This window comes from Achromobacter sp. 1012554356 (assembly GCF_059760815.1).
Genome location: NZ_JCBANC010000022.1, coordinates 62,169 through 85,732 on the forward strand (window position 1 = coordinate 62,169; position 23,564 = coordinate 85,732).

Annotated in this window: 19 protein-coding genes; 16 read left to right on the forward strand and 3 right to left on the reverse strand. The window is 64.7% G+C overall.

From position 1 onward, the window contains the following. Window positions 1-41 precede the first annotated feature (41 nt). The 15 genes from AC6LJW_RS13730 (at window position 42) to AC6LJW_RS13800 (ending at window position 15,945) form a co-directional block, all read left to right on the forward strand. A complete protein-coding gene (locus tag AC6LJW_RS13730; RefSeq protein ID WP_056562088.1) occupies window positions 42-818 on the forward strand; it encodes an IclR family transcriptional regulator in 777 nt (258 codons plus the stop codon). Next, window positions 815-1,792 carry a Bug family tripartite tricarboxylate transporter substrate binding protein gene (locus AC6LJW_RS13735; RefSeq protein ID WP_056562091.1) on the forward strand — a complete coding sequence of 326 codons (978 nt, stop codon included), beginning with the start codon at window positions 815-817 and terminating at the stop codon, window positions 1,790-1,792. The genes AC6LJW_RS13730 and AC6LJW_RS13735 overlap by 4 nt, the downstream gene beginning before the upstream one ends. A 185-nt stretch (window positions 1,793-1,977) precedes the next feature. After that, window positions 1,978-2,955: a LysR family transcriptional regulator gene (locus AC6LJW_RS13740; RefSeq protein WP_427984349.1), complete on the forward strand. Its 978-nt coding sequence runs from the start codon at window positions 1,978-1,980 to the stop codon at window positions 2,953-2,955. Continuing rightward, window positions 2,952-4,433, forward strand: coding sequence for a flavin-containing monooxygenase (locus AC6LJW_RS13745; RefSeq protein ID WP_056562097.1), 1,482 nt, complete (start codon window positions 2,952-2,954; stop codon window positions 4,431-4,433). The genes AC6LJW_RS13740 and AC6LJW_RS13745 overlap by 4 nt, the downstream gene beginning before the upstream one ends. Continuing rightward, on the forward strand, window positions 4,430-5,404 hold the full coding sequence (locus AC6LJW_RS13750; protein WP_056566643.1) for an ABC transporter permease: 975 nt from the start codon (window positions 4,430-4,432) through the stop codon (window positions 5,402-5,404). The genes AC6LJW_RS13745 and AC6LJW_RS13750 overlap by 4 nt, the downstream gene beginning before the upstream one ends. Then, entirely contained in the window at window positions 5,401-6,318 is a 918-nt protein-coding gene (locus AC6LJW_RS13755; protein ID WP_056562100.1) for an ABC transporter permease, read from the forward strand. Before AC6LJW_RS13750 ends, AC6LJW_RS13755 begins: the two co-directional genes overlap by 4 nt. Continuing rightward, window positions 6,315-7,328 carry an ABC transporter ATP-binding protein gene (locus AC6LJW_RS13760; protein ID WP_498087560.1) on the forward strand — a complete coding sequence of 338 codons (1,014 nt, stop codon included), beginning with the start codon at window positions 6,315-6,317 and terminating at the stop codon, window positions 7,326-7,328. The genes AC6LJW_RS13755 and AC6LJW_RS13760 overlap by 4 nt, the downstream gene beginning before the upstream one ends. Further along, entirely contained in the window at window positions 7,325-8,344 is a 1,020-nt protein-coding gene (locus tag AC6LJW_RS13765; protein WP_498087561.1) for an ABC transporter ATP-binding protein, read from the forward strand. Before AC6LJW_RS13760 ends, AC6LJW_RS13765 begins: the two co-directional genes overlap by 4 nt. 74 nt (window positions 8,345-8,418) lie before the next feature. After that, window positions 8,419-9,990: an ABC transporter substrate-binding protein gene (locus AC6LJW_RS13770; RefSeq protein ID WP_105239321.1), complete on the forward strand. Its 1,572-nt coding sequence runs from the start codon at window positions 8,419-8,421 to the stop codon at window positions 9,988-9,990. Between the two features lie 3 nt (window positions 9,991-9,993). Beyond that, window positions 9,994-11,340 carry an acyl-CoA thioesterase/bile acid-CoA:amino acid N-acyltransferase family protein gene (locus AC6LJW_RS13775; RefSeq protein WP_056562113.1) on the forward strand — a complete coding sequence of 449 codons (1,347 nt, stop codon included), beginning with the start codon at window positions 9,994-9,996 and terminating at the stop codon, window positions 11,338-11,340. A 24-nt stretch (window positions 11,341-11,364) separates the two neighbouring features. Further along, window positions 11,365-12,534 (forward strand): CMD domain-containing protein, encoded by a 1,170-nt coding sequence (locus AC6LJW_RS13780; protein ID WP_082578833.1) that lies wholly within the window; start codon window positions 11,365-11,367, stop codon window positions 12,532-12,534. Between the two features lie 342 nt (window positions 12,535-12,876). After that, entirely contained in the window at window positions 12,877-13,731 is an 855-nt protein-coding gene (locus AC6LJW_RS13785; protein ID WP_498087562.1) for a class I SAM-dependent methyltransferase, read from the forward strand. Between the two features lie 17 nt (window positions 13,732-13,748). Continuing rightward, on the forward strand, window positions 13,749-14,303 hold the full coding sequence (locus tag AC6LJW_RS13790) for an SMI1/KNR4 family protein (RefSeq protein WP_082578834.1): 555 nt from the start codon (window positions 13,749-13,751) through the stop codon (window positions 14,301-14,303). Between the two features lie 40 nt (window positions 14,304-14,343). Beyond that, on the forward strand, window positions 14,344-14,676 hold the full coding sequence (locus tag AC6LJW_RS13795) for a hypothetical protein (RefSeq protein ID WP_498087563.1): 333 nt from the start codon (window positions 14,344-14,346) through the stop codon (window positions 14,674-14,676). A gap of 828 nt (window positions 14,677-15,504) precedes the next feature. Next, on the forward strand, window positions 15,505-15,945 hold the full coding sequence (locus AC6LJW_RS13800) for an autotransporter outer membrane beta-barrel domain-containing protein (RefSeq protein ID WP_498087564.1): 441 nt from the start codon (window positions 15,505-15,507) through the stop codon (window positions 15,943-15,945). Here the strand turns inward: AC6LJW_RS13800 and AC6LJW_RS13805 are convergent. The 3 genes from AC6LJW_RS13805 to AC6LJW_RS13815 form a co-directional block, all read right to left on the reverse strand. Further along, window positions 15,860-19,066 carry an autotransporter outer membrane beta-barrel domain-containing protein gene (locus AC6LJW_RS13805; protein ID WP_498087565.1) on the reverse strand — a complete coding sequence of 1,069 codons (3,207 nt, stop codon included), beginning with the start codon at window positions 19,064-19,066 and terminating at the stop codon, window positions 15,860-15,862. The genes AC6LJW_RS13800 and AC6LJW_RS13805 overlap by 86 nt on opposite strands. Before the next feature lie 612 nt (window positions 19,067-19,678). Next, complete coding sequence (locus AC6LJW_RS13810; protein WP_498087566.1) at window positions 19,679-20,386, reverse strand: hypothetical protein; 708 nt, start codon at window positions 20,384-20,386, stop codon at window positions 19,679-19,681. Between the two features lie 34 nt (window positions 20,387-20,420). Continuing rightward, window positions 20,421-21,170, reverse strand: a complete 750-nt coding sequence (locus AC6LJW_RS13815; RefSeq protein ID WP_498087567.1) for an SDR family oxidoreductase — start codon at window positions 21,168-21,170, stop codon at window positions 20,421-20,423. Window positions 21,171-21,585: 415 nt separating this feature from the next. Here AC6LJW_RS13815 and AC6LJW_RS13820 point away from each other — a divergent pair, with 415 nt between their 5' ends. Then, window positions 21,586-23,511, forward strand: a complete 1,926-nt coding sequence (locus AC6LJW_RS13820; RefSeq protein WP_498087568.1) for an eCIS core domain-containing protein — start codon at window positions 21,586-21,588, stop codon at window positions 23,509-23,511. Window positions 23,512-23,564 lie beyond the last annotated feature (53 nt).

The window sequence follows — 23,564 nt, forward strand, 5'->3', positions numbered from 1 at the left end:
GCGGATTGACGTAAATTTATCATGTATAGGATACTAGCATCATGGATGTGAAAACAGCAGCTCGAGTTCTGGATGTGCTGAACCTCTTTGCCGAGGAGCAGAAGCCATTGCTGTACAGCGAGATCGCCGCACAGATGCAGATTCCCCTGTCCAGTTGCCATGGCCTGCTCAAGACCATGGTGGCGCGCGGCTATCTGTATGAAATCGGCAAGAAGCACGGCTATTACCCGACCCAAAAGCTGATCCACGTCGCCACCCTGATCTGCCGCAACGATCCGCTGAATGACGTGATCGAACCCGTACTGGAGCGGGTGCGCGACCTGACCGGTGAAACCGCCCTGCTGGCCAAGCTGGCAGACGACAAGGTCGTGTACCTGATCGTGGCGGAATCCAAGCAGACGATCCGTTTCTCGCACCAGCCTGGCGGCTTCAAGGCTGTCCACGCGACCAGTTCGGGCAAGGCGCTGCTCTCCGTGCTGTCGCCTGAAGAACGCCAGAAATGGTTCAAGGCTTATGGCGGATTCACCGCTTTCACTGACAGCACCATCACGACTCGCGCCGCTTTCGATAGCGATCTGCGGGCGGGCGTGGCGCGCGGCTGGCAGCGCTCGGTCGGCGAGAACGTCGAAGACGTGATGTCCATCTCCCTCGGATTCCGGGCATACGAACAACCCTTTGCCATCGTGGTGGCCGGCCCCCTGGGCCGCATGCTCAAGAACGAAGCCACCACTGGAAAACAGCTGGAAGAGGTCAAGGCACTGTTGCACGCCGCCCTGCCCTCGGCCAACCTCACCTTTGTAGGAGAAGACAGTAGATGAATAAGCGCAGCTTTCTTACCGCGGCCTGCTCGGCCCTCGTCGCCACCCTGCCTGTCGGCGGGGCCCTCGCCCACGGCAGCTATCCCGACAAGCCGATACGCGTGATCATGCCGTGGGCGGCGGGCGGTCCGACCGACGTCGTCGGCCGCGTCGTCGCCGTGCAGATGGGCGAGATCCTGGGCCAGCCGCTGGTCATAGAAACCCGCGCGGGCGCCAGTGGCACCATTGGCGCCGCTCAAGTCGCCAAGGCGCCGGCAGACGGTTACACGCTGTTGATGAACCCGTCGGTCCAAGGCATCTATCCTGCCCAGTTCAAAAGCCTGAGCTTCGATCCGATCAAAGATTTCCGGATGGTGGGTGTGCTGGGCACGGTACCGATGGTGGCCGTCGTTCCGCCCACGTCCAAGTTCAAGACTTTCGCCGACCTTATTGACCATGCGCGCGCGCAGCCCGGCACGCTGACCTTCGCGTCGCCCGGTGTCGCCACCCTGCCCCATCTGGCGGGAGAGTTGATCAATTCGTCCACCAAGTCGTCCATCTCGCATGTGGGCTACCGCGGCAGCAGCCCGGCCTTGACCGACGTTGCAGGCGGCCATGTCGATCTGATGTACGCACCGCTTGCTCCCGCCCTGCCTCTGATCCAGAGCGGCAAGGTCGTTCCGCTGGCCGTCACAACGAAGGCCCGGCTGGCGGACCTGCCCAACGTGCCCACCATCGCCGAAAGCGTCCTCCCCGATTTCGACATCGTCACGTGGTACGGCATGTGGGTACCCAAGGACACGCCCGAACCCATCATCGCCAAACTGAACGCGGTCATGGTGCAGGCCTCGAAGTCGCCCAAGGTGGTCGAGGCGCTGAAATCACAGGGCACGCTGCCCAGCACGATGAGCTACCAGGAAGCCGAGACCTTCAATCTGGCCGAAAGCGCGCGCTGGATCAAAGTGATGAAGGACGCCAACATTCAGCCCGAGTAAGGGTCAAGCTCACGCGGAGCCGCGTAGGCGGCTCCCCTCCGGATTTACCCTAACCCCTTGAAATAACTCGCGGTAATTAAATATGCGAGGTCATTCGCATTTAGGGAATTTACTTATGCCTTTTTAGTATTTGTAAGGCGCATACTCGAGCGGCCAGAATTCGTCCTTGGCATAAATCAAGACCAATGGAACTCCGTCAACTCGAGGCCTTCGCGGCCGTCATGTCCACCGGCAGCGTCACCGCGGCCGGACGGCTGCTGGGACGCTCGCAGCCGGCGATCAGCCGGTTGCTGCAGGAACTGGAGGCCGAAATCGGCTATCCCCTGTTCGCGCGCAGCGGTCCTCGCGTGACGCCGACCGAACAGGGGTTCCTGCTTTATGACGACGTTGAACGCGCACTGACCAGCCTGCAGCAGATTCGTGGCCGGGCCGATGAAATCGCGCGCGGCCAGGCGCAGCCGCTCCTGGTGACCGCCACGTCGGCCCTGGCCGCCGGTCTGGTGCCGGCCGCGCTCAAGCGCATTGAAGACCGGCTCGGGACCGCGCGCGTGCAGTTGCGCAGCGCCTCGCCCGAACGCGTGGTGCACGCCGTGTTGTCGGGCGCCGCGCAACTGGGCGTGACCAGCCTGCCGCTGGAACACCGCGGTCTGACCGTGCATTGGATTGCACAATCCCCCTGCGTGGCCGCCCTGCCGGAAGACGATCCCGCCGCGCAGCATGCCGTGGTGCCGGTGTCGGCCCTTGCTGGACGCCGCTTCATCACCATGGCCAATCCCTACCGTCTGCGCCGCCGCCTGGACGCCGCACTGGCGCACAACGTGCAGGCGCTGGGCACCATCGAAACCAATTCGTCCGTCAATGCCTTGGCCGCGGTCCGCGCCGGGCTTGGCGTATCGGTGCTGGAACCCGTGACCGCCTACGGCTCGCCGATGGCCGGCGTGGCGATCCGGCCCATCGACCTGGACATCCCCTTCTTTTTTGGGGTCATCACCCCGCAGTCGCAAACGCTGACGCCGGCCTGCCAGGCCATGGCGGATGCGCTAGCCGACGCCGCCGCGGACCTGCTGCCCGGCTTCGTGCTGCACGACGCCTGCGAGCATTCGGCGCTGTTGCAGTCGATCTACGGCGATGACGCCCCTGTTATGGAAACACCCGCATCATGAATCAGCCCATCGCCACCCCGCCGCAAGGCCTGCCCGCCCTGGAGGCGCGCCTTCGGCAAGACCTGTCCTGGCTGGAACTCCCCGCCAAGAACTGGGTGACGCCCCGGCAGGTCGACGGCCAGCAGGTGCTGGACGTGGCCATCGTCGGCGGCGGCATGGGCGGTCTGGCGGCGGCCGCGTCGCTCAAGCATCTGGGCATTGATGCGCCGATCTTCGATCAGGCGCCCGAAGGCTACGAAGGCCCGTGGGCCACGACGGCGCGCATGGAAACGCTGCGCTCGCCCAAGCAACTGACCGGTCCCGCGCTGGGCCTGCCCGCGCTGACCTTCCGCGCCTGGTTCGAAGCGCAATTCGGCCTGGACGCCTGGGAAGCGCTGGACAAGATTCCCCGCCTGCAATGGATGGAATACCTGCGCTGGTACCGCCGCGTGCTGAACCTGGACGTGCGCAACGAACACCGCATCCTGTCCGTGCAGCCGCGCGCCGACAAGCTGGTGGAACTGGACATCCAATCGCCCGCTGGACGCCGCACCCTCCTGGCCCGCCGCGTTGTGCTGGCCACTGGCCGCGACGGCCTGGGCGGCGCGTATGTGCCCGACTTTGCCAAGAAACTGCCGCGCGACCGCTGGGCGCATTCGTCCGACGTGATGGACTACAACACGCTGGCCGGCAAGCGCGTGGGCGTCGTGGGCGCCGGCGCTTCCGCCATGGACAGCGCGGCGACCGCGCTGGAAGCCGGCGCGGCCAGTGTCGATCTGCTGATCCGCCGCAACGACATCCCCCGCATCAACAAGGGCAAGGGCGCGGGCAATCCCGGCCTGACCCACGGCCACCTGACGCTGCCCGACGAATGGAAGTGGAAGATCCGCCACTACATCAACGCCGCGCAGGTGCCGCCGCCGCGCGGCAGCACGCTGCGCGTGTCGCGCCATCCGAATGCCTTCTTCAACCTGGGCTGCGGCGTGCTGGACCTGGCGCTGATCGACAACGAGATCCACGTCACCACGCCCAAGGGCGTGTTCGTACTGGACTTCCTGATCTTCTCCACGGGCTTTCGCATCGACTGGACCGTGCGCCCGGAATTCGCGCCGCTTGCGCCTCACGTGCGCGCCTGGGGCGACCGCTACACGCCGCCCGCCGGCGAGGAAGACCAGGAACTGCATGACTCGCCCGACCTGGGCGCCGTCTTCGAATTGCAGGAAAAAGTGCCCGGCGCCTGCCCCGGCCTGGATCGCGTCCACTGCTTCTCGTACCCCGCCGCCCTGACGCAGGGCACGATCTCGGGCGATATCCCCGCCATCAGCGAAGGCGCCAAGCGCCTGGCGCAAGGCATCGCCGGCCTCTTCTACCGCGAAGACGTCGCCACGCACTACGCCAACATGGAAGCGTTTGCCGAGCCCGAAGTGTTTGGCGATGAATGGACCCCGGCCCCATCGCCGGCCCCGGCTACGGCCACGCAGGCGGAGACCGCGCAATGACCGCATGGCTGCTACGCCGCGTGGCGCAGGCCGCCGTGGTCGTGTTCCTGATGACGCTGATCGTCTTCGTGGGGCTGCACGCCATCGGCAACCCCGTCGACATCCTGATCGGCCAGGACGTGGACCAGGTGGACCGCGCGCGCATCATCGCCGAACTCGGCCTGGACAAGCCCCTATGGCAGCAGTACCTGGCCTTCCTGAACGGCGCGCTGCACGGCAACCTGGGCAACAGCTTCGTCTACAACATCCCGGCGATCGAGCTGGTGATCCAGCGCCTGCCGGCCACGCTTGAACTGGCGATCACTGCCCTGTCGTTTGCCGTCATCGTCGGTCTGCCGCTGGGCCTGTTTGCCGGCCTGTACCCCGACAGCCGCGCGTCCAAGATGATCATGGCGGGCAGCATCGTCGGCTTCTCGCTGCCCACCTTCTGGGTGGCGCTGATGCTCATCATGGCGTTCAGCGTGTCGCTCGGCTGGCTGCCGGCCAGCGGCCGCGGCCAGACGGTGGAGTTTCTGGGCTTCCAGTGGTCGTGGCTGACGGCCGACGGCTGGCGCCATCTGATCCTGCCGGCGTTCAACCTGTCGCTCTTCAAGATCTCGCTGGTGATCCGCCTGACTCGCGCCGGCGTGCGCGACGTGATGCCGCTGGACTTCGTGAAGTTCGCGCGCGCCAAGGGCCTGTCGCCCTTCCGCGTGGTCTGTGTGCACGTGCTGCGCAACACCATGATCCCGCTGGTGACGGTGCTTGGCCTTGAGCTGGGTTCGACCATCGCATTTGCCGTCATCACCGAAAGCATCTTTGCCTGGCCCGGCGCCGGCAAGCTGATCCTGGACAGCCTGAACGCGCTGGACCGCCCCGTGATCGTGGCCTACCTGATCGTGGTGGTGTGCCTGTTCGTGACGCTGAACCTGATCGTCGACATTCTGTACAAAGTGCTGGACCCCCGGGTGCGGCTGGAGGCCACGGCATGAGTTCCGTATCCAATACCGCGCAGGCGCCTGCCCTGCGCCGCGAGTCGCCGTGGCGCCGCAACCTGGCCGAGTTCCTGTCGTCCAAGACGGCGGTGCTGGGCCTGGTGGTGGCCACGCTGCTGATCCTGGCCGCCGTGCTGGCGCCCTGGATCTCACCGCAAAACCCATATGACCTGCTGCAGATCGACGTGCTGGACTCGCGCCTGCCGCCCGGCACCATGAATGGCCTGGAGACCTTCCACTACTGGCTGGGCACTGACGGCCAGGGCCGCGATCTGCTGTCCGGCATCCTGTACGGCCTGCGCATCAGCCTGATGGTGGGCGTGGGCTCGGCGCTGATCGCCGGCGTCATCGGCACGCTGCTGGGCCTGTTGGCCGCTTACGCCGGCGGCAAGGTCGACGCCTTCATCATGCGTCTCGTGGACCTGATCCTGTCGTTCCCGTCGATCCTGGTGGCCATGATGATCCTTGCGTATCTGGGCAAGGGCGTGGGCAACGTGGTGCTGACGCTGGTGATCCTGGAATGGGCCTACTACGCCCGCACCGCGCGCGGCCAGGCCCTGGTCGAGCGCCGCCGCGAATACGTCGAAGCCGCCCGCTGCCTGGACATTCCCAACTGGCGGATCATGTTGAAGCACATCCTGCCCAACTGCCTGCCGCCGCTGATCGTCATCGGCACGCTGCAGATCGCGCGTGCCATCACGCTGGAAGCGACGCTGAGCTTCCTGGGCCTGGGCGTGCCGGTGACCGAACCGTCGCTGGGCCTGCTGATCTCCAACGGCTTCCAATACATGCTGTCCGGCGAATACTGGATCAGCTTCTACCCCGGCATCGCGCTCTTGATCACCATCGTGGCGATCAACCTGGTGGGCGACCGCCTGCGCGACGTGCTGAACCCGAGGACCCACAAATGACCGACCGCTCCGCCTCGGCTGGCGCGCCGGCCACGCTTGAAGTGCGCAACCTGCGCACCCAGTTCCATACCCGCGCGGGCGTGCTGCCCGCCGTGGATGGCGTCTCCTTCACGCTGGAACGCGGCAAGATCCTGGGCCTGGTCGGTGAATCCGGCTCGGGCAAGTCCGTCACGGGCTTCTCCATCATGGGGCTGGTCGACGCGCCGGGCCGCATTGCCGGCGGCGAGGTCCTGTTTCAGGGCCGCGACCTGACCAAGCTGCCCGCGCGCGAACTGCGCAAGCTCCAGGGCAATCGCATCGCCATGATCTTCCAGGATCCGATGATGACGCTGAACCCCGTGCTGCGGGTGGACGTGCAAATGATCGAGACCGTGCGCGCCCACACCAGGATGAGCAAGGCCGAAGCCCGCATCCTGGCGCGCGACACGCTGGGCATGATGGGCATCCCCAGCCCCGAGGAACGCCTGCTGGCCTATCCGCATCAATTGTCCGGCGGCATGCGCCAACGCGTGGCCATTGCCATCGCCATGCTGCACCGCCCGGACCTCATCATTGCCGACGAACCGACGACCGCGCTGGACGTCACCATCCAGGCGCAGATCCTGTCCGAAGTGCAGAAGCTGGCACAGCAGCACGGCACCAGCCTCATCTGGATCACGCACGATCTGTCCGTGGTGGCGGGCCTGGCCGACGACGTCGCCGTCATGTACGCCGGCCGCATCGTCGAACACGGCAAGGTCGACGACGTGCTGGACCGTCCGCAGCATCCGTACACCGTGGGCCTGATCGACAGCCTGCCCAGCAACAACCAGCGCGGCCAGCGCCTGCGCCAGATTCCCGGCATGACGCCGAACCTGCTGCACCTGCCGGCCGGCTGTGCGTTCTCGGCGCGCTGCTCGCGCGCCCCCGCCGCCTGCGGCCAGCAACCCGGCATCACCCAAGCCTTACCCGAACACGACGTGCGCTGCTTCCATCCTTCCATCCAGATCCACCGCGAGGTGGCGGCATGAGCGCAACCGCCAACGCCCCCACCCCGCTGATCGACCTGCGCCAGGTCAGCAAGCGCTTTGGCGAACGCAAGATCGGCGCCGCCGGCCGCGCAATGCAATCGCTGGGCCTGTCCAAGCCGCCCGCCATCACGCGCGCCGTTGACCACGTGGACCTGATCGTGAACCCGGGCGAAGTCGTCGGCCTGGTCGGCGAATCCGGCTGCGGCAAGTCCACGCTGGGCCGCATCGCCGCAGGACTGCTCACGCCTTCCGGCGGCGAAGTCCGCATCAACGGCAAGCGCCCCGCCGACATGACCACCGCCGAGGCCCACGCCGCGCGCCTGAAAGTGCAAATGATCTTCCAGGATCCCTACGCCAGCCTCAATCCGCGCCTGCGCGTGGATGAGATCGTCGGCGAGGCGGCGCGCATCCATGGCCTGGTCGGCAATGGCGACTTCGACGACTACGTCAGCACGCAGCTCGAACGCGCCGGTCTGGACCCCGCCCTGCGCCAACGCTACCCGCACCAGTTCAGCGGCGGCCAGCGCCAGCGCATCGGCATTGCCCGCGCGCTGGCCGTGCAGCCGTCCATGCTGGTCTGCGACGAAGCCGTGGCCGCGCTGGACGTATCGATTCAGGCGCAGATCCTGAACCTGTTCATGGACCTGCGTGAAGACCTGAACCTGACGTATCTTTTCATCAGCCACGACCTGGGCGTGGTCGAGCACCTGTCCGAACGCGTCGTCATCATGTATCTGGGCCGTGTCGTGGAAACGGCGACGGTGGAAGAAGTCTTCCAGCGTCCCAACCACCCGTACACCCAGGCGCTGCTGGCCGAGATCCCCACCCTGAAGTCGCGCCACAAGATCTTTACCGCGATCAAGGGCGAGATCCCCAGCCCGCTCAACCCGCCCACCGGCTGCCATTTCCATCCGCGATGTCCGCATGCGATGCCGCGCTGCAAGACCGAGGTTCCCACGCTGAAGGGAATCGCCATCAACCACCTGAGCGCCTGTCACCTGAACGACATGGCCTGACGATCAATGACTGCGGCACGACCGCCGCGGTCAATGGACCCACTCCGTTCCCCCTCTACCAAGGATCCCGGACAATGAAACGCCTGATTCTCTCGACCCTCACCGCCGCCATCCTGGGCGCCTCGGCCGCTGCCTCCGCCGACAATCTGTCGATCGGCTTTGCCGACCCGCTGTCGTCGCTGGACCCGCAACTGAACAACCACGCCGGCGACCGCTCGGTGGCCCTGCACTTCTGGGACCTCCTGATCGAGAACAAGTGGAATAAGTTGCAGCCGGGCCTGGCTGTGAGCTGGAAGCCGCTGGACAACACCACGTGGGAATTCAAGCTGCGTGAAGGCGTCAAGTGGCAGGACGGCACGCCCTTCACCGCCGACGACCTGATCTACTCCTACACCCGCGCCCGCGGTGTGCCCGGCAGCGTCGCCACCTACGCCGGCTATCTGCGCACCATCGACACGATGACCGCCAAGGATCCCCTGACGCTCATCGTCAAGACCAAGGCGCCGAACCCCGACCTGCCCCTGAACCTGGCGTCCATCCACGTCGTCAGCAAGCACGTCGGCGAAAAGTCGTCGACCGAAGACTACAACTCGGGCAAGGCCATGGTCGGGACCGGCCCCTACAAGTTCGTCTCGTACACGCCGGGCGACCGCGTCCTGATGGAACGCAACGACGCCTACTGGGGCGACAAGCAGATCTGGGAAAAGGTCAACTACCGCTACATCAACAACGCCGCCGCCCGCACCGCCGCCCTCTTGGCCGGCGACGTGGACGTGATCGACAAGGTCTCGGTGTCCGACCTGGCCAAGCTGCAAAAGGCCTCGAACATCTCGGTCTACCCGTACGACGGCCTGCGCGTCATGCTGCTGCAACCCAGCTTCAACCCAGCGCCCAACCAGTACATCACCGACAACAATGGCAAGCCGCTGGACAAGAACCCGCTGCTGGACGTGCGCGTGCGCCAGGCGCTGAACCTGGCCATCAACCGCAAGGCCATCGCCGACCGCATCCTGCAAGGCGCCGCCACCGAAGCCAACCAGTGGATGCCCAAGGGCACCTTCGGCTACAACCCCGAAATCAAGGACATCCCCAACGACGTCGCCCAAGCCAAGAAGCTGCTGGCCGAAGCGGGCTTTCCGGATGGCTTCAAGCTGACCATGCACGTCCCCAACGACCGCTACCCGCAAGGCCCGGAAACGGCCCAGGCGGTCGCGCAGTTCTGGACCCGCGTGGGCGTGAAGACGCAAGTGGAGGTCGTGCCGTGGGCCGTGTACTCGGGCCGCGCCAACAAGAACGAATTCGCCGTCAGCATGCTGGCGTGGGGCAACGGCACGGGTGAAGCCAGCTACGCGCTGGTCAACATCCTGGCCACCGTCGACGCCAAGAAGGGTCTGGGCGCATCCAACTGGGGCCACTACACCAACGCCAAGGTCGACACCGCGCTGGAGCAATCCACCTCGGAATTCGACGTGGCCAAGCGCGAAGCCATCCTGCGCGACTCCGTCAAGCTCGTGTCCGATGACGTCGGCATCATCCCGCTGTTCCACTACAAGAACATCTGGGCAACGAAGAAGGGCCTGAAGGTCACGCCGATGACCAGCGACCGCACGGCCGCCATGATGGTCACCAAGGTCTCGGACAAGTAAGCCATGGCGCCGACCCTGACCATCACCCCCGCAGACGCCCTCATCGACGTCCCGCGCCAGATCCGCGTCGAACACGTGGCGCCCGGCGCGACCGTCGAGATCACCGCCCTCACCCGCCGCAACGGCGTGGTCTGGCAAGCCCAGGCCGCCTACACGGCAGGCGAGGACGGCGTGGTCGACCTGACCCGCGACGCGCCCGTCTCGGGCGACTACACCGGCTTGTCCCCGATGGGGCTGGTCTGGGCGCAGTCCCCCGACGACGGCAAGAGCCGTGAATACTTCAACCACCCGGTGACCGACGCGCTGGTCACCGACGTGGTGGCCCGCGCCGAAGGCGCAGAAGCCCGCGCCACGTTCACGCAGCGCCTGGCGTCCGACGGCGTCACACGCGTCGAAGTCCGCGAGGAAGGCCTGGTCGGCACCCTGTACCTGCCCGCCGGCAGCGCCCCGGGATCGCATCCCGCCGTCATGATCCTGAACGGGTCCGGCGGCGGCATCAACGAACCGCGTGCCGCCCTGTACGCCTCGCGCGGCTACGCGGCCTTTGCGCTGGCGTACTTCAAGGCGCCGGGCCTGTCGGACTACATTTCCAACACCCCGCTTGAGTACTTCCAGACCGGCCTGCGCTGGCTGCGCAAGAAGGTCCAGCCCAAACACGACTTCGTCGCCATCAGCGGCCAGTCGCGCGGCGGAGAACTGGTGCTGCTGTTGGGCGCCACCTTCCCCAAGGAAGTGTCGGCCGTCGTGGCCTATGTGCCCGGCGCCGTCGTCCACAGCGGCCAGAACGCCTGCGACCCCAAGATCGGCCGCGAAGGCCCCACGTGGCTGCTGGGCGGCAAACCCATTCCCCACGTCTGGGAAAACAACCGCACCGCCACCTGGGCCCCGTTCGATGAAGGCCCCGCGCCGCATCGCCACGAAAAGGCCATCCTGACCGCGTTGCAGGACCCCGACGCCGTCGCCCGCGCCCGCATCCGCGTCGAAGACATCGAAGGCCCGGTCATGCTGCTGTCCGGCACCGACGACGGCTCGTGGCCGTCCAGCCTGTATTCGAAGATGGTGCAGGACAAGCTGGCCGACGTGCAGCACCCGTACCCGGTCAAGTGGCTGGATTACGAGAACGGCGGCCACTCCATCCTGTTCCCCTACGTGCCCACCACGCAGCTCGTATACGCACACCCCGTGTCGGGAAAGATCAGCACCAGCGGCGGCAATCCCAAGGACAACGCTCGCGCCGACCAGGAGTCCTGGGAAGGCGTGACGTCGTTCCTGGATGCGGCGGTGAAGGCCAAGGGCGCGGCGGCTGGGAAGCCGGCTTCGACTGCGAACGACGCGCGCAACGCCGGCTGAACGAAACTTTAGGAGACCTCATCCATGGCACAACAACCCATCGTCTACGACATCAACAAAGACATCGTCGACCAGCTCGTGGGCCTGACGCCCGGCACGCAGACCTTTGACGTGCGCCACAAGCGCGACAAGGTCGCCGCCGCCACGCAAGGCAGCTACGACGCCCTGTTTGACCCAGCCCTGCCCGGCCTGTCGCAGGCCGACCGGCTGCTGGTCGCGCTGTATGCGACGCGCATCACCCCGTCGCCGCTGCTGGCTGCGCACTACCGCGCCCGCGCCGTGGAAGCGGGCGCCGCGGCAGCGGACATCGCCGTCGCCGAATCGGGCAAACCGGCTGACGCCGCCAACCCGCAACTGGCCGCCGTGCTGGAATACACGCGCAAGCTGATTGAAAAGCCTGTTGAAGGCGACGAGGCCGCGTTGAAGACGCTGCCGGCTGCGGGGGTTTCCACGCCTGCTGTCGTGACTCTGTCGCAGCTCATTGCTTTCCTGTCGTATCAGACGCGGCTGGTGGCTGGGCTGGTGGCGATGAAGGCGGCTGAAGGTCAGCCTGCCGGTGCTGCTGCCGCCGATGCCACGGCCGTGGTCAATCCCGGCACCACCGAACCCGGCGCCGTCATCAAGGCCCACGGTTTCACGAACGAAGTCCTGGAATGGAAGGCCTGGCTCGACGTCGTCAACGTCGACACCGCCACGCCCGAGCAGATCGCCGTTCTGGAAGAAAGCCACCCCAAGGCCAAGGTCTCGGATTACTACCTGTTCCTGGTCCACCAGCCGGAAATCCTGCGTCAACGCTCCACGGCCTTCAACGCCATCATGTACGCCCCCGGCGGCATGTCGCGCGCCGAACGCGAACTTGGCGCCACCGTCGTGTCGCGTGTGAACGGCTGCGTGTACTGCGCATCGGTGCATGCGCAGCGGTTCGAACAACTGGCCAAGCGCAATGATGTGATTGAACAGGTGTTTGAGAATCCGATCACGGCTGGCACGACCAAGCGTGAACAGGCGATTGGGAAGTTCTCGATCCAGATCACCGAAGCCCAGGCGGACGTGAATGCGGACAGCATCCAGGCGTTGAAGGACGTCGGGCTGAATGACGGCGAGATCCTGGATCTGCTGCATTCGGACGCGATCTTTGCTTGGGCGAATCGCTTGATGCTGAATCTGGGTGAGCCCGTCCTCGTGACGGTCTGAGACGCACCTTTGATCTGGGTGTCAGACACCGCCCGTTGCTCCGGGTGTCTGACACCTTGCGCTGACCCAGGTGTCTGACACCCCTGCGCTGACCGAAGTGTCCGCCCCCTGCGCTGACCGAGGTGTCCGCCCCCTGCGCTGACCGAGGTGTCCGCCCCTCTACGCTGACCGAGGTGTCTGACACCCCTACGAGATCGCGGCCGCATTGCGAGCCCGTTCCCGGGGTGTCAGACACCGGCCCCCACCGTCCCAAATTCACCCGGTGTCAGTCACGCGGAGGGTTACACTGTCCCTTCCCGCACTCCACGCGCCCCGCCCCTGCGGGGCGCTTTGCCTTTCCCCATGTCAGAAAAAACCCACGACATCCGCCCCGGCCAGTCGATCGAACTGCTCAAGGCCCTGCACATCCTGACCCGCGACGGCAAGATGAACCAGGACAGCCGCCGCAAGCTCAAGCAGGTCTACCACCTGTTCCAGTTCATCGAGCCGCTGCTCAAGGATGTTCAAGAACAACGCGGCGCCGTTACCTTGGCCGACCATGGCGCGGGCAAGTCGTATCTGGGGTTCATCCTGTACGACCTGTTCTTCAAAGAGCAGCCCGAGGCGCTGAAGAACGGCTCGCACATCTACGGCATCGAAACGCGGGAAGAACTGGTGAAGTCGTCAGAGGACCTGGCCAAGCGGCTGGGGTTTGGCGGCATGTCGTTCCTGAACCTGTCGGTGGCTGAGTCGATTACCTCCGGCAAACTCCCCGCATCGATCGACGTCGTCACCGCCCTGCACGCCTGCAACACCGCTACCGACGACGCGATTCATTTTGCGTTGGAGAAAAAGGCCAAGTACATCGTGGTCGTGCCTTGCTGCCAGGCGGAAGTGGCGTCGGTGCTGCGAAAGAACAAGGCAAAGGCGCTGGCCGACCCGCTGGCGGAGATCTGGCGGCATCCGTTGCATACGCGCGAGTTTGGTAGCCAGATTACAAATGTGCTGCGGTGCCTGCAGCTTGAGGCGCATGGGTATCAGGTCAGCGTAACCGAGCTGGTTGGCTGGGAGCATTCGATGAAGAATGAGCTGATCATTGCGCAGTACAAGAATCTGCCGACCCGCAAGCCTGCGGAGCGGTTGACTGAAATGCTTGATCGGATTGGGTTGCAGGAGTTGAAGGATCGGTTTTTCTTGCCGCAAGTTGCCCAACACTGAAAAGACCGCCTGCAGCAATGAATTTTCCTCAATACCTTGATCGGGTTCGCACGGTCTGCAACGCGCACGGACACGCGCTAAACCTTAACCCGGGTGCGGCGGAATCGGCACTGGAAGCAGTAGAGGCGGAAATTGGCTTAGCCATCGCAGCGGACGCCAGGCAGGCTTGGCTTCTGGCCAATGGCGCCGAGCGCGATGCGCCAGTATTCATGCGGCCGGGCTATCTGACGGCCTATGATTATCTGCCGCTGGAAAAGGCGGTTGCGGGAAGAGCCCGCATGGCGGACCGAGCGCCGCGCTATGCCGGATACGAAGAACCAGAACCGCGGGATGCGCGCATCAGAGGCGGCTGGTTTCAGCCGGGCTGGCTACCCTTCGCCAGTTTTGGTGGCGCCACGCTGTTGTTGATGGTCGACCACTCGCCAAGCGAGTCCGGCACGCCGGGACAGATCATCGCTTTCACCCATGACCCGGACCAGATCACCTGGGTGGCGCCGAGCTTTGAGGCGCTGCTGACGGGGTCGATTGCCGAGATCGAGGCCGATCCGGAGGAGTTTCTCGGGGAGTATTAAAGCGGAGTATTAATAGCCCCGACGAGACAAAGCGCGCGAAATGCTGATGATCCTTATCTTCCCCCTTGTATTCGTCGGCGTACTGGCATTCTGGCTGGCAAGTGTTGTGAAGGGACGCTCGGTAACAGGAGCGCCGCCTGCGCTTACCGCTGCCCTCGTGGCATTGGTAGTTTGCTATGCCTTGGGACTGATACTGATATCAATAGACCCTTGGTTTGACGACAACGGCGTACCAGAATTCATCTCCTGGAAATACCGTTGGGCATGGGCGGCATCGGTCGCGGGCTGGCTCGCAATCGTTGTCTTGCCGGCGCTTCTCGGACTTCGCGCGTTCTTCCTTCCGCGCGCTAGGCGTCAGGATAAGCACCAGTAAGCAGCGATTTCATGCTCATGGCAATCGGCCGGAACACGATGCACGACCACACGCCGAGCCAGACTACGCTTGGCCTTCCGCCAACTCATTCATCTGGTCCTGAGCCATCCCCATGGCTACTGGCGGAAAGACGATGCACCACGCATTGAACCATCCCGTGGACCGGCGGCGTGAGGAAGGACGCTGCTCCAGAGCCTCAAATGGCGCTTCATCGAACGACCTGCCCCGAACTGATGCCAACAGTAGCAGTGCGACCCCCATCGCGGCTATGCCAACAAGTGCCCAATCGCCATCAGATTGAAATTGGAGGAAGATGGACGAAGCTGCATAGTAAATTGCGGAGGTGCTCACCATTTCGCATGTACTCCACACCGCGAAAGCGCTCGCAAACGCGTGTCGGTCGGGCACGGCGCGAGCGTCCAGCGCACGGAGGCAGTTTCTGCTTGCATGAATACCGCCGGGTCAGAAATTGAGAAGATGCCAAAAAAGTGGCCGTGACTTTCGTCACGGCCCTAGATAACGGCTAACTGCGTCACCCTACCTATGCCCCAACTTTCAACGCCATTTAGCCGCCGCTGCTTTATACAGATTACTGGCCGCAGATCCTCGTGAAATCTGAAGCTGCCGTTCTACAGCGAGCGCTCGCTGGGGACGGAATATGGATTTATCAGCGTTTCACCTGCAGCACATCGCATGCTGCAGGCGTATGAAACCACCGCGTCAATCATTACGGAAATAAGACTACTTCGAATCTTTTGGGAAAATTGGCTGACTGGCCATTAGGAGTGATCGGCTTGGGCTGATTAATCGGCAAGCGCGCTATTCAGAATGAGAGCATTTGGAAATTCTCCATTTCTGTTGGACAGTCCGTTCTCCGTGGAGCCGTATGCGGGCTTGGCCTGGGCGAACCTTCGCAGCCGTGCGCTCCAGGAATGCGATGGCAGCGCCGCGCTTTCGGGCGCCAGTCAGAGCGACCAGTCCACCACCACCACGCTCGGTGTGCGTGGCCGCCAGGCGCTGACGCCGGACAAGTTCGAGGGTGCGCTCACCGCCGGCGCTGGCTGGCGCCATGCATTTGGCGACCTGAACCCCACGACGAAGATGGCTTTCGACGCGGGCGACGCGTTCACGGTTGCCGGCGTCCCCCGTAACGCGGCGCTGCTTGAAGCCGGCTTGGAATCCTTTAGAAGAGTGCACGCAGCGAGGCGCTTACCGTACGGTCTGTTGCCCCGCTGCCGAATTGCCCGTCGATCGCCACGCTTGCCGTGACGCGCGACGTGACATGCAGGTCCAGCCCCGCACCGATCACCACGGCGTCCTTGCCTAGCGGCACGCCGCTGATGGTAAAGACATCACCGCCCTGGAAAGACACATTGGACTGCGGCGTGATGTCGCCGTAGGCGCGGCGCCATCCCACCAGGCCGCGCAGCGTTGCATCAACGGGGCCTGCGCCGATTTGCGTCGATCCCCGCAACCCTAGCGTGGAGAATGTTGTGGCGGTGTTGTCGCCGCGGCTGCGCAAAGCGGCCAAGCCGCCGGTTTCAGTAAAGCCGTCGGTGTGCAGATTGACGTGAGCCAGGTTGACGAAGGGTTCCAACGTTGCCCGGTCATCGCCCAGGCGATAGCCCAGTTCGGCAAAGGCCTGCGCGGTGTTGGCGCGATAGTCCGCCTTCATGCGCCCGCCCACCGCGGCAACGTTCACGTCACGCGCGGAATCGATGTCGTGCCACGTGTAGACGCCGCCCAGCCGCAAGGCGAGCCGATCCCATTGCGTGCCGCCATAGACGCCCAGATGGTAGTCGTCCGTGTCGCTGCGAGCATTCTGATCGTCGACCTTGTAGCGGCCACGGCTATAGCCCGCCAGCACCCCCACGCGCCACGAGCCCGTGGGCACGTCCACGCCCATCACGAAGCCCGCCGAATCGCGGTCGATGCGGCCGGCATTGCCATTTCCGTTGGTGTGGCCCCAGCCGCCCCAAGATTGACCCCAAGCGACTCGGCCGTTGGCGCAGGTGTCGCCGGTCGATCGCCCGTCACGCTCGCGCGGCTGGCCGGCGCCTTCAGTGCAAAAAGCGTTGCGCAACCGATCAATGGCCAGATCGCGCGAATAACGACTGTCGTACAACAGTGCCCCCTTGGCCGAGGCCAGGGCCGAGCCAGACAGCTGATCCAGCGCACTGCGCGCCGCCTCGAAGCTGGGCGAATTGAGCAGGGCGTCGGAGACCGCAGTGCCCGTTGCTCCGCCGACGGTGGCGCTCTGGTTGGGCGTCTCGGCAGCGTCCTGCACGTTGCCGGTTTGCGTCACCGTCAGGTAGGCGCCGTTCTGGTCGTAGCGATCAGCCAGGGTCAGAAACGGAGAAATCACCGTGTCTCCGCTGACCGCATAGGTCCCGGACAATCCGCCCGTCGCGGCAAGTACCTGGTAGGACGTGCCCACCTTGTAGAGTTCGGAACCGGCCCTGACCACGGACATGGCCGCGCCGTTGTCCAGCGTGGCGGTCCCGTCGACCGTGATCCGATCCGACGCGCCGCCGCCGATCTCAACGAGGTACGTGGAGCCGGCTTGCTGCAAGTAGTTGCCGTTGATATGCAGCGCGCCGATGGAATTGCCCGGGGCAATGGCGCCGCCCGACTGTACGGTAGTCGCCCCCACGGTGCCGCTACCGCCCAATGTGGCGCCCGCGCCCACGGTGACTGCGGAGTTAGCGAAGACGCCGTTGATGATCAATGCGCCGGCTTGCACGCGCGTGGCGCCCGACATGGCGCCGCCGCCGTTGAGCACGACGCGGCCGATTCCTTGCTTGGTCAGCGTGCCGGAGCCGTCGATGACCCGGCCATCGACCACGTCAAGTTCCTGAGTCAGTACCAGCGCGCCATCATTGCGGATGTCGCCGCTGCCCAGATTGGCGAACGACGCCACCACCGTTCCGCTAGCGATATCGGTGCCGCCGGCATACGTGTTGGCGCCGGTCAGCGTCAGCGTCCCCGCGCCGGTCTTGATCAGCTTGCCCTCGCCGCCGATCGCGCCGGTGCTTTGCAGATCGGCGTCGGTCTGCAGGACGCCGCCGTCCGCGCCCAATTGGATATCGCGGGCCGTGCTCATGATTGTCGTCGTGTGCAAGGCGCCACCATCCAACGTCACCCTGCCATTGCTTGCGCCCAGGCTGGCATCGCTGGCTATCGACAACGCGCCATTCCGGATGGTCCAGCTTGTGGTTTCCGACGTGACGCCTGTGAGCGTCCAGGCACTTGCGCCGTCCTTCTCGAACACGCCGAAACCCTGATAGGCGGCGGCGCTGCCGGCCGCCCCAAGATCGGCGACGTTGAAGGTGGCGTCATTGTTTCCGCCCAGGCGCAAGGTGTCGGCGCGGCTGAATGCCACGGCGTCACCGTTGAGCACCGACCCGGCTTGCAGCTCCAGTGTGTTGACGCCGCCGATGAACGACACGGCCGCGGCTTGCACGCGGGCTGGCGCACCAGCCCCGGACCACGCGCCGCTCAAGGCGCCCGTGATGGTGCCTGCATTGATGACTGTGACGTCGACGCCCTTGACGCCCGCGCCGCCTGCACCCGTCTGGCCGCCGACCACGCGCCCTGCGCCGCCCACGCCCCCGGTGATGGTGCCGCCGGCCAGATTCACGACCGTGCCGCCGTGCGTCAGTTGCACGCCGGCGCCGCCGCCTCCGCCGCCGTTCGCCGTGATCGAGCTCCCGGCGCCGCCCACGCCACCCACGATGGCGCCGCCATTGACCACGCCTGCGCCGGCCTTGAGCAGCACACCCATCGCACCGCCACCTGCTCCACCGGTCAGCGTCGCACTGCCGCCAGCGCCGCCGATCACGGTCGCAGCGGTTGCCACATTGACCTGGGAATTGGAAAAGATGCCAGCGCCGCCGCCGCCGCTGCCGGCATTGCCCTGTGCGCGTCCAGCGCCGCCACGCACCGTGACCCCGCTCAGCACGGTCAAGTCCGCCGACGCTGACACGCCTACGCCGCCGCCTCCACCGCCGCCCGCGGTGCTGACGTTGTTCTGCGGATTGCCGCCCGCACCGCCCGTTCCTCCGGTCACGTTGGTGCCGATGGTAGAGGCGCTGGCGATGGTTTGGCCCGTGGTCCCGGTTGTGCCGGCCACGCCGGGACCCTGCCCCAGGCCCGTACCGGTATCGCCCGGACCACGTGCGCCGCCCGCGGCGCCATTGCCGGTGTCAAGGTCCACCGCACCGCCGCCGCCGGCCGAACCGGCATTGCTGCCGATGCCGATGCTTCCCGGGCGGCCCGTGGCCTCGGCCGCCGTGCCGTCGATACCCCCCGCGCCACCTGCGACCTGCGTCGGACCCGAGCCCACCGGACTGCCATAGCCGCCATCGGCTCGCGCCGCCGGGGTCGCCACGACTGCACTGATTGTGGTCGCTACCAGAACCGCCAATGTCTCGGGACGCAAACGCCTTTTTTGGTTTTCTTGTTGACGTTTGTGATGCGACATTCGCGCGCCCCTTTGTTCGGCTTGTGAAGGCTGCGAAGTGTAATAGGGCAGAATTTCGGCGTTGCGAATAACCTTTCGGGCTGGTCAGGCGTTCGGTGTTTCACAATGATGTGCGGTATGCCGCGCATGCGAATTCGCGGCACGGCAAACGCAGAACCTTCTCATCGCCCTGCCTGACGCGACCTGCATCAATTCCCGGAGCTCCGGCGCAACCGATCGGAAGATTCCTTATTCAAGCGCTTCGCTTCGTCTTCCGCGTAGTCTTCCTCGCCCGATTCGTATTGCCCTTCATAGATGCAACTGCTGCGCAGCAGTCCACACTCGCCGACTACTGAGCATCCCGAACTGAGCGCGGCCAAAAACAACACGACACCGCACCGGCCTAATGTTTGAACCGACATATCGCTCCTTATCTTTACTTCGGTTTGAATTGAAAGAACCGATAGCTTAGAGGGGATATGCCAGCCTACTGTGCCTAGCGGTGTATCAAGTTGTCTCGAGCTTGGCGGCATCCAGCAGTCAAAGATGCCGATGGCTGCAGCCCATGACCTGCCCCGTCAGTTCCCCAATCAAGCCAGCCAGCCCGTGCGCACTCTCGCGATCCAGCCCTTCGCATTGCACCATCCGGAATCCCATCGCAAAGGTGTAATGCCAATCGAGCTCAAGGATGCGGTAACTGCGTCCGCTTTGCTCGCAATGCCATTGGACGGCCGGATTCTCGTAGGCTTCGCCGATGAAGTCGATGTGCGAATCGGCGGGCATCGGCGTGGCGGGCTCGTTCGATCCCGGCACGCTCGGCGCGGAGAGATTTTCGCCGACCATGACGCGGGGATTTGGCCCGTCGAAGGCCAGCAGCATGATGGGGAAGTTTTTGGGATCGGCGTCGTAGTCTTCTCGAACGAGGTCGCTCAGGTAGGGTCTGGCCGACGGGCCGAGGCAGTAATGAACGCTATGCCATGACGCGTCGTCTGCGTCAAAACTGTTGTTGTTGGTGGCGCGGTAGGGAATGGTGTCGACCTGTGCTGGCAAGACGTAACTCCCTTCCAGCAGCTGCGCTTCCAACGCGGGCCAATTGGGCGGCGGCAGATGGACGTCACGGGGGAAGATGAATTGGTGGTGTTCAGACATGAGCGGGAAATCCGAAAGCCGTGAAGGTTTGGCGAGCTCGCTTGATGACGGACGCGCATTGAAGCGATGATGCTGGAGTATTACAGAAACAGGTGTCATGCAGTTTGACGATCAAGCCGCCCGCATCGGCCCTTCACTTCACCGCAGAGTTTCCCCCGTCAGCGAACATCGCGGACCCTGTGACGAAACTCGCCATCGGGCTCGCCAAAAACAACGCGGCAGATGCAATCTCCTCGGGCCGTGCGATTCGCTTCATGGCATGCAGCCCAGCCGCCCATTCCTTCTGCTCAGCATTCCCGGCCATTGCCGTATCCACGCCGCCCGGCATCAGCGCGTTGGCGCGGATGCCTTGGTCGCCATAGTCCGCGGCGATGCCCTTGACGAGTCCCATCAAACCCGCTTTGGCCGCGCCATAGGCGGCCATGCCGGGCAGACCGACGCTGGTGCCGACGAAACTTGAGGTGAAGATGATTGCGCCACCCCCGCGCGCCAGCATGGCAGGGATCTGATGGACGCTGCCTAGAAAGGCGGCGTGAAGATTGACGGCGATGGTCGCTTGCCAGTCGGCGAAGCTGATATCCGCCAGCGGCCCGACCGGCCCAGTGGCGCCGGCGTTGTTGAAGGCGATATCCAGCCCGCCGAACGCTGCTTGCGCTTCGGCAATCAAGCACTCATGCGTGCCGGGCTGGCTGGCGTCGCCCGCAACGATACGCACCTCACCGCCTTGCGAGCGAATCCGAGCCGCCACGTCTTCGAGCGCTTCGTCGCCTCTGGCGTTCAATACGACGTTGGCGCCTTCGGCACTGAATAACAATGCCGCGGCGCGGCCGATTCCAGACGATGCGCCGGTAATCAGGGCGACCTTTCCTTGCAAGAGGTTCATGATGGATCTCCGATTTGGATGGATTTCCGTGATTCTCGGCAGGGACCGCCAGGGCGGATATCCGGTTATTGCGGTTTATGTATTGCGCGGTGTCTGACACCCGGGTCAAAGCCGCCGCAAACTTGCCAAGGCGTCTCCTGGGTGTCAGACACCCGAACCTGTCTTACACGCCCCGCCGGTGTCTGACACCCGGGTCAGCGCCGCTGCAAACTTGCCAAGGCATCTCCTGGGTGTCAGACACCCGAACCTGTCTTACACGCCCCGCCGGTGTCTGACACCCGGGTCAGCGCCGCTGCAAACTTGCCAAGGCGTCTCCTGGGTGTCAGACACCCGAATTCTGTCGGACCAAGCCCGCCCCGTATTCAGCACGCCTGCAAAGGAGGACAATATTCGGCGACACGGACGGAGCGGAACCATGCGCACTTTCGTAAACCAGCCAAAGGCGGCAGTTCACAATGCCTCGACCGCCAGCCGCGGACGTGGGGCAGCCGGAAATCGTGCGCCCTTGCGCACCACCGAAGACAAGGCCCCGGGCGAGACGAAACGCCCGCTTTCGCGCCCTGCTCACGTGTTCAACGCGATAGCCGTGCTCCCCCCCGCTGCGGCCCTTGCGGTAAGCCGCCCAGGTGATGCGTCGGAGCACGAAGCTCACCGGATGTCCGAACACGTGATGCGAATGCCGCCGCCACAGGGCGATCAGCCGCGTGGCGTGATGTTGCAGGCCTCGGATCCAACACTGGTGCGATCGCCGCCTCCCCTGCGGCCGGCGGACCCGCGCGGCGCGGCGTCGCTGGATGGATCGCCTGTCGTCAGCGATGTGCTGTCCGCCCCAGGTCATCCCCTCGACGCGCTGACCCGCACATTCATGGAATCGCGCTTCCAGCGAGATTTCAGCCACGTCAGGCTGCACGCCGATGCACAGGCCATCGCTTCCGCCAACGCCGTTGAAGCCCGCGCCTATACCGTCGGCCATCACATCGTTCTGAATGCCGGCCAATACGCGCCCGGCACGTCGGCGGGGCGCGCGCTGTTGGCGCATGAACTCGCGCACGTGGTTCAGCAATCGATGTCGGCCACCCACGGCCGTCGCCTGATCCAGCGCGAAACCAGTGGGCCGACCTACGGGAATTTGTTCAGGGACGCGCCCGCCCCAGGATCCTGGCGTGACGTAGTCAGACTCAAGGAAGTCAACGGCACATGGCGGGAGGTGGGCGGCCGCCATCCAGGGACGGCAAGCGGCAAGTACGACTTTGTCGTCAAGGACGGCGAGATATTTGCCGTCAAGGCCAAAACCACGCCGGGCGCGTTCGGACATACCGAGGCGGCTCAAGGCGGTCGGGTCAGTTGGGCGGGAGAGGTGAGATTCAACAAGAAGGGGCAGCTCCTTTCCTGGAATGACGGCTCGGGCCATTACCGGTCGTTGTCAAGCATGCGAAGCCCCGCCGTCAATGCGGGGCTTCCCAGCGAGAAGGAAATCCCCGGAGTTTCGGAAAAGAAGCAGCTATTCGTACAGCACGAGCAAACTGCACCGCGGCCTCGTCCTAGAGATTCGCTGCCTCAGCTCCCCGTCGAACAACCCGCCACCAAGCCGCGCATCCCCGGCGAACAGCCCAAGGTTCCCGCCGGTCCACCCCGGATGGAGGAATTCGAACAACGCTTCGGCAAGAAGGCCGCGACTGCGCCCGCCGCCACCACCGCCGCGCTGGCCGAGGAAGCCGGTTCGGTGCTCAAGGTCCAAGGCCGCGCGGCCTCGGCGCTTAGCAAGATTGGCAGCGCCGCAGGCTGGGTCGCAGACTTTCTTATGCCCGGCCCGCAAGACGCGATCATGCTGATGGTCCAGTTTGCGATGACCTACGCCGAAGCGCAGGAAGCGGCGCGAGCCGAAGGGATGCGCACGGGCTTCGGCCATGGCCTAGCCGCCGGATTGCTGCGATTGAGCCGCGGCTGGATACGCGACAACTTGGCGCCCAAGGTCATCGGCCGCAGCGTCGCGAGCGAGGTGGCAGCCACCACCGGGTATCGCGAGAAAGGCGTGGTGCAGGGCCTGGTGGCGGGCATTTCATTCGCCGAGCGGCTCAATGCCGATCAGCGCAAGGCCCTGCTGAAGGAAGCCACGCGCGCGATGCGGGCCAAGGGCGATGAGGTGACGTTGCGCGCACGCTGGGAACGCGGATACACCGCCTACGACATCATCGACCTGTCCGTCGCGCTGGCGCCGCGCATTGATGAAATTCTGGAGGAGGCGCGCAAGAACGAGGAATTGCGCCAAGCGGCCGAGGAGTGGGAAAAGCTAAAGAAGTATGGGCCGCTTTTGCCACTGGCCCCGTTGTTCGAGCAGTAGCCCGTGTGGCATAGTCGCGGTGCCCAGCCCCACCGTTTTCGTCTCATGCGCAA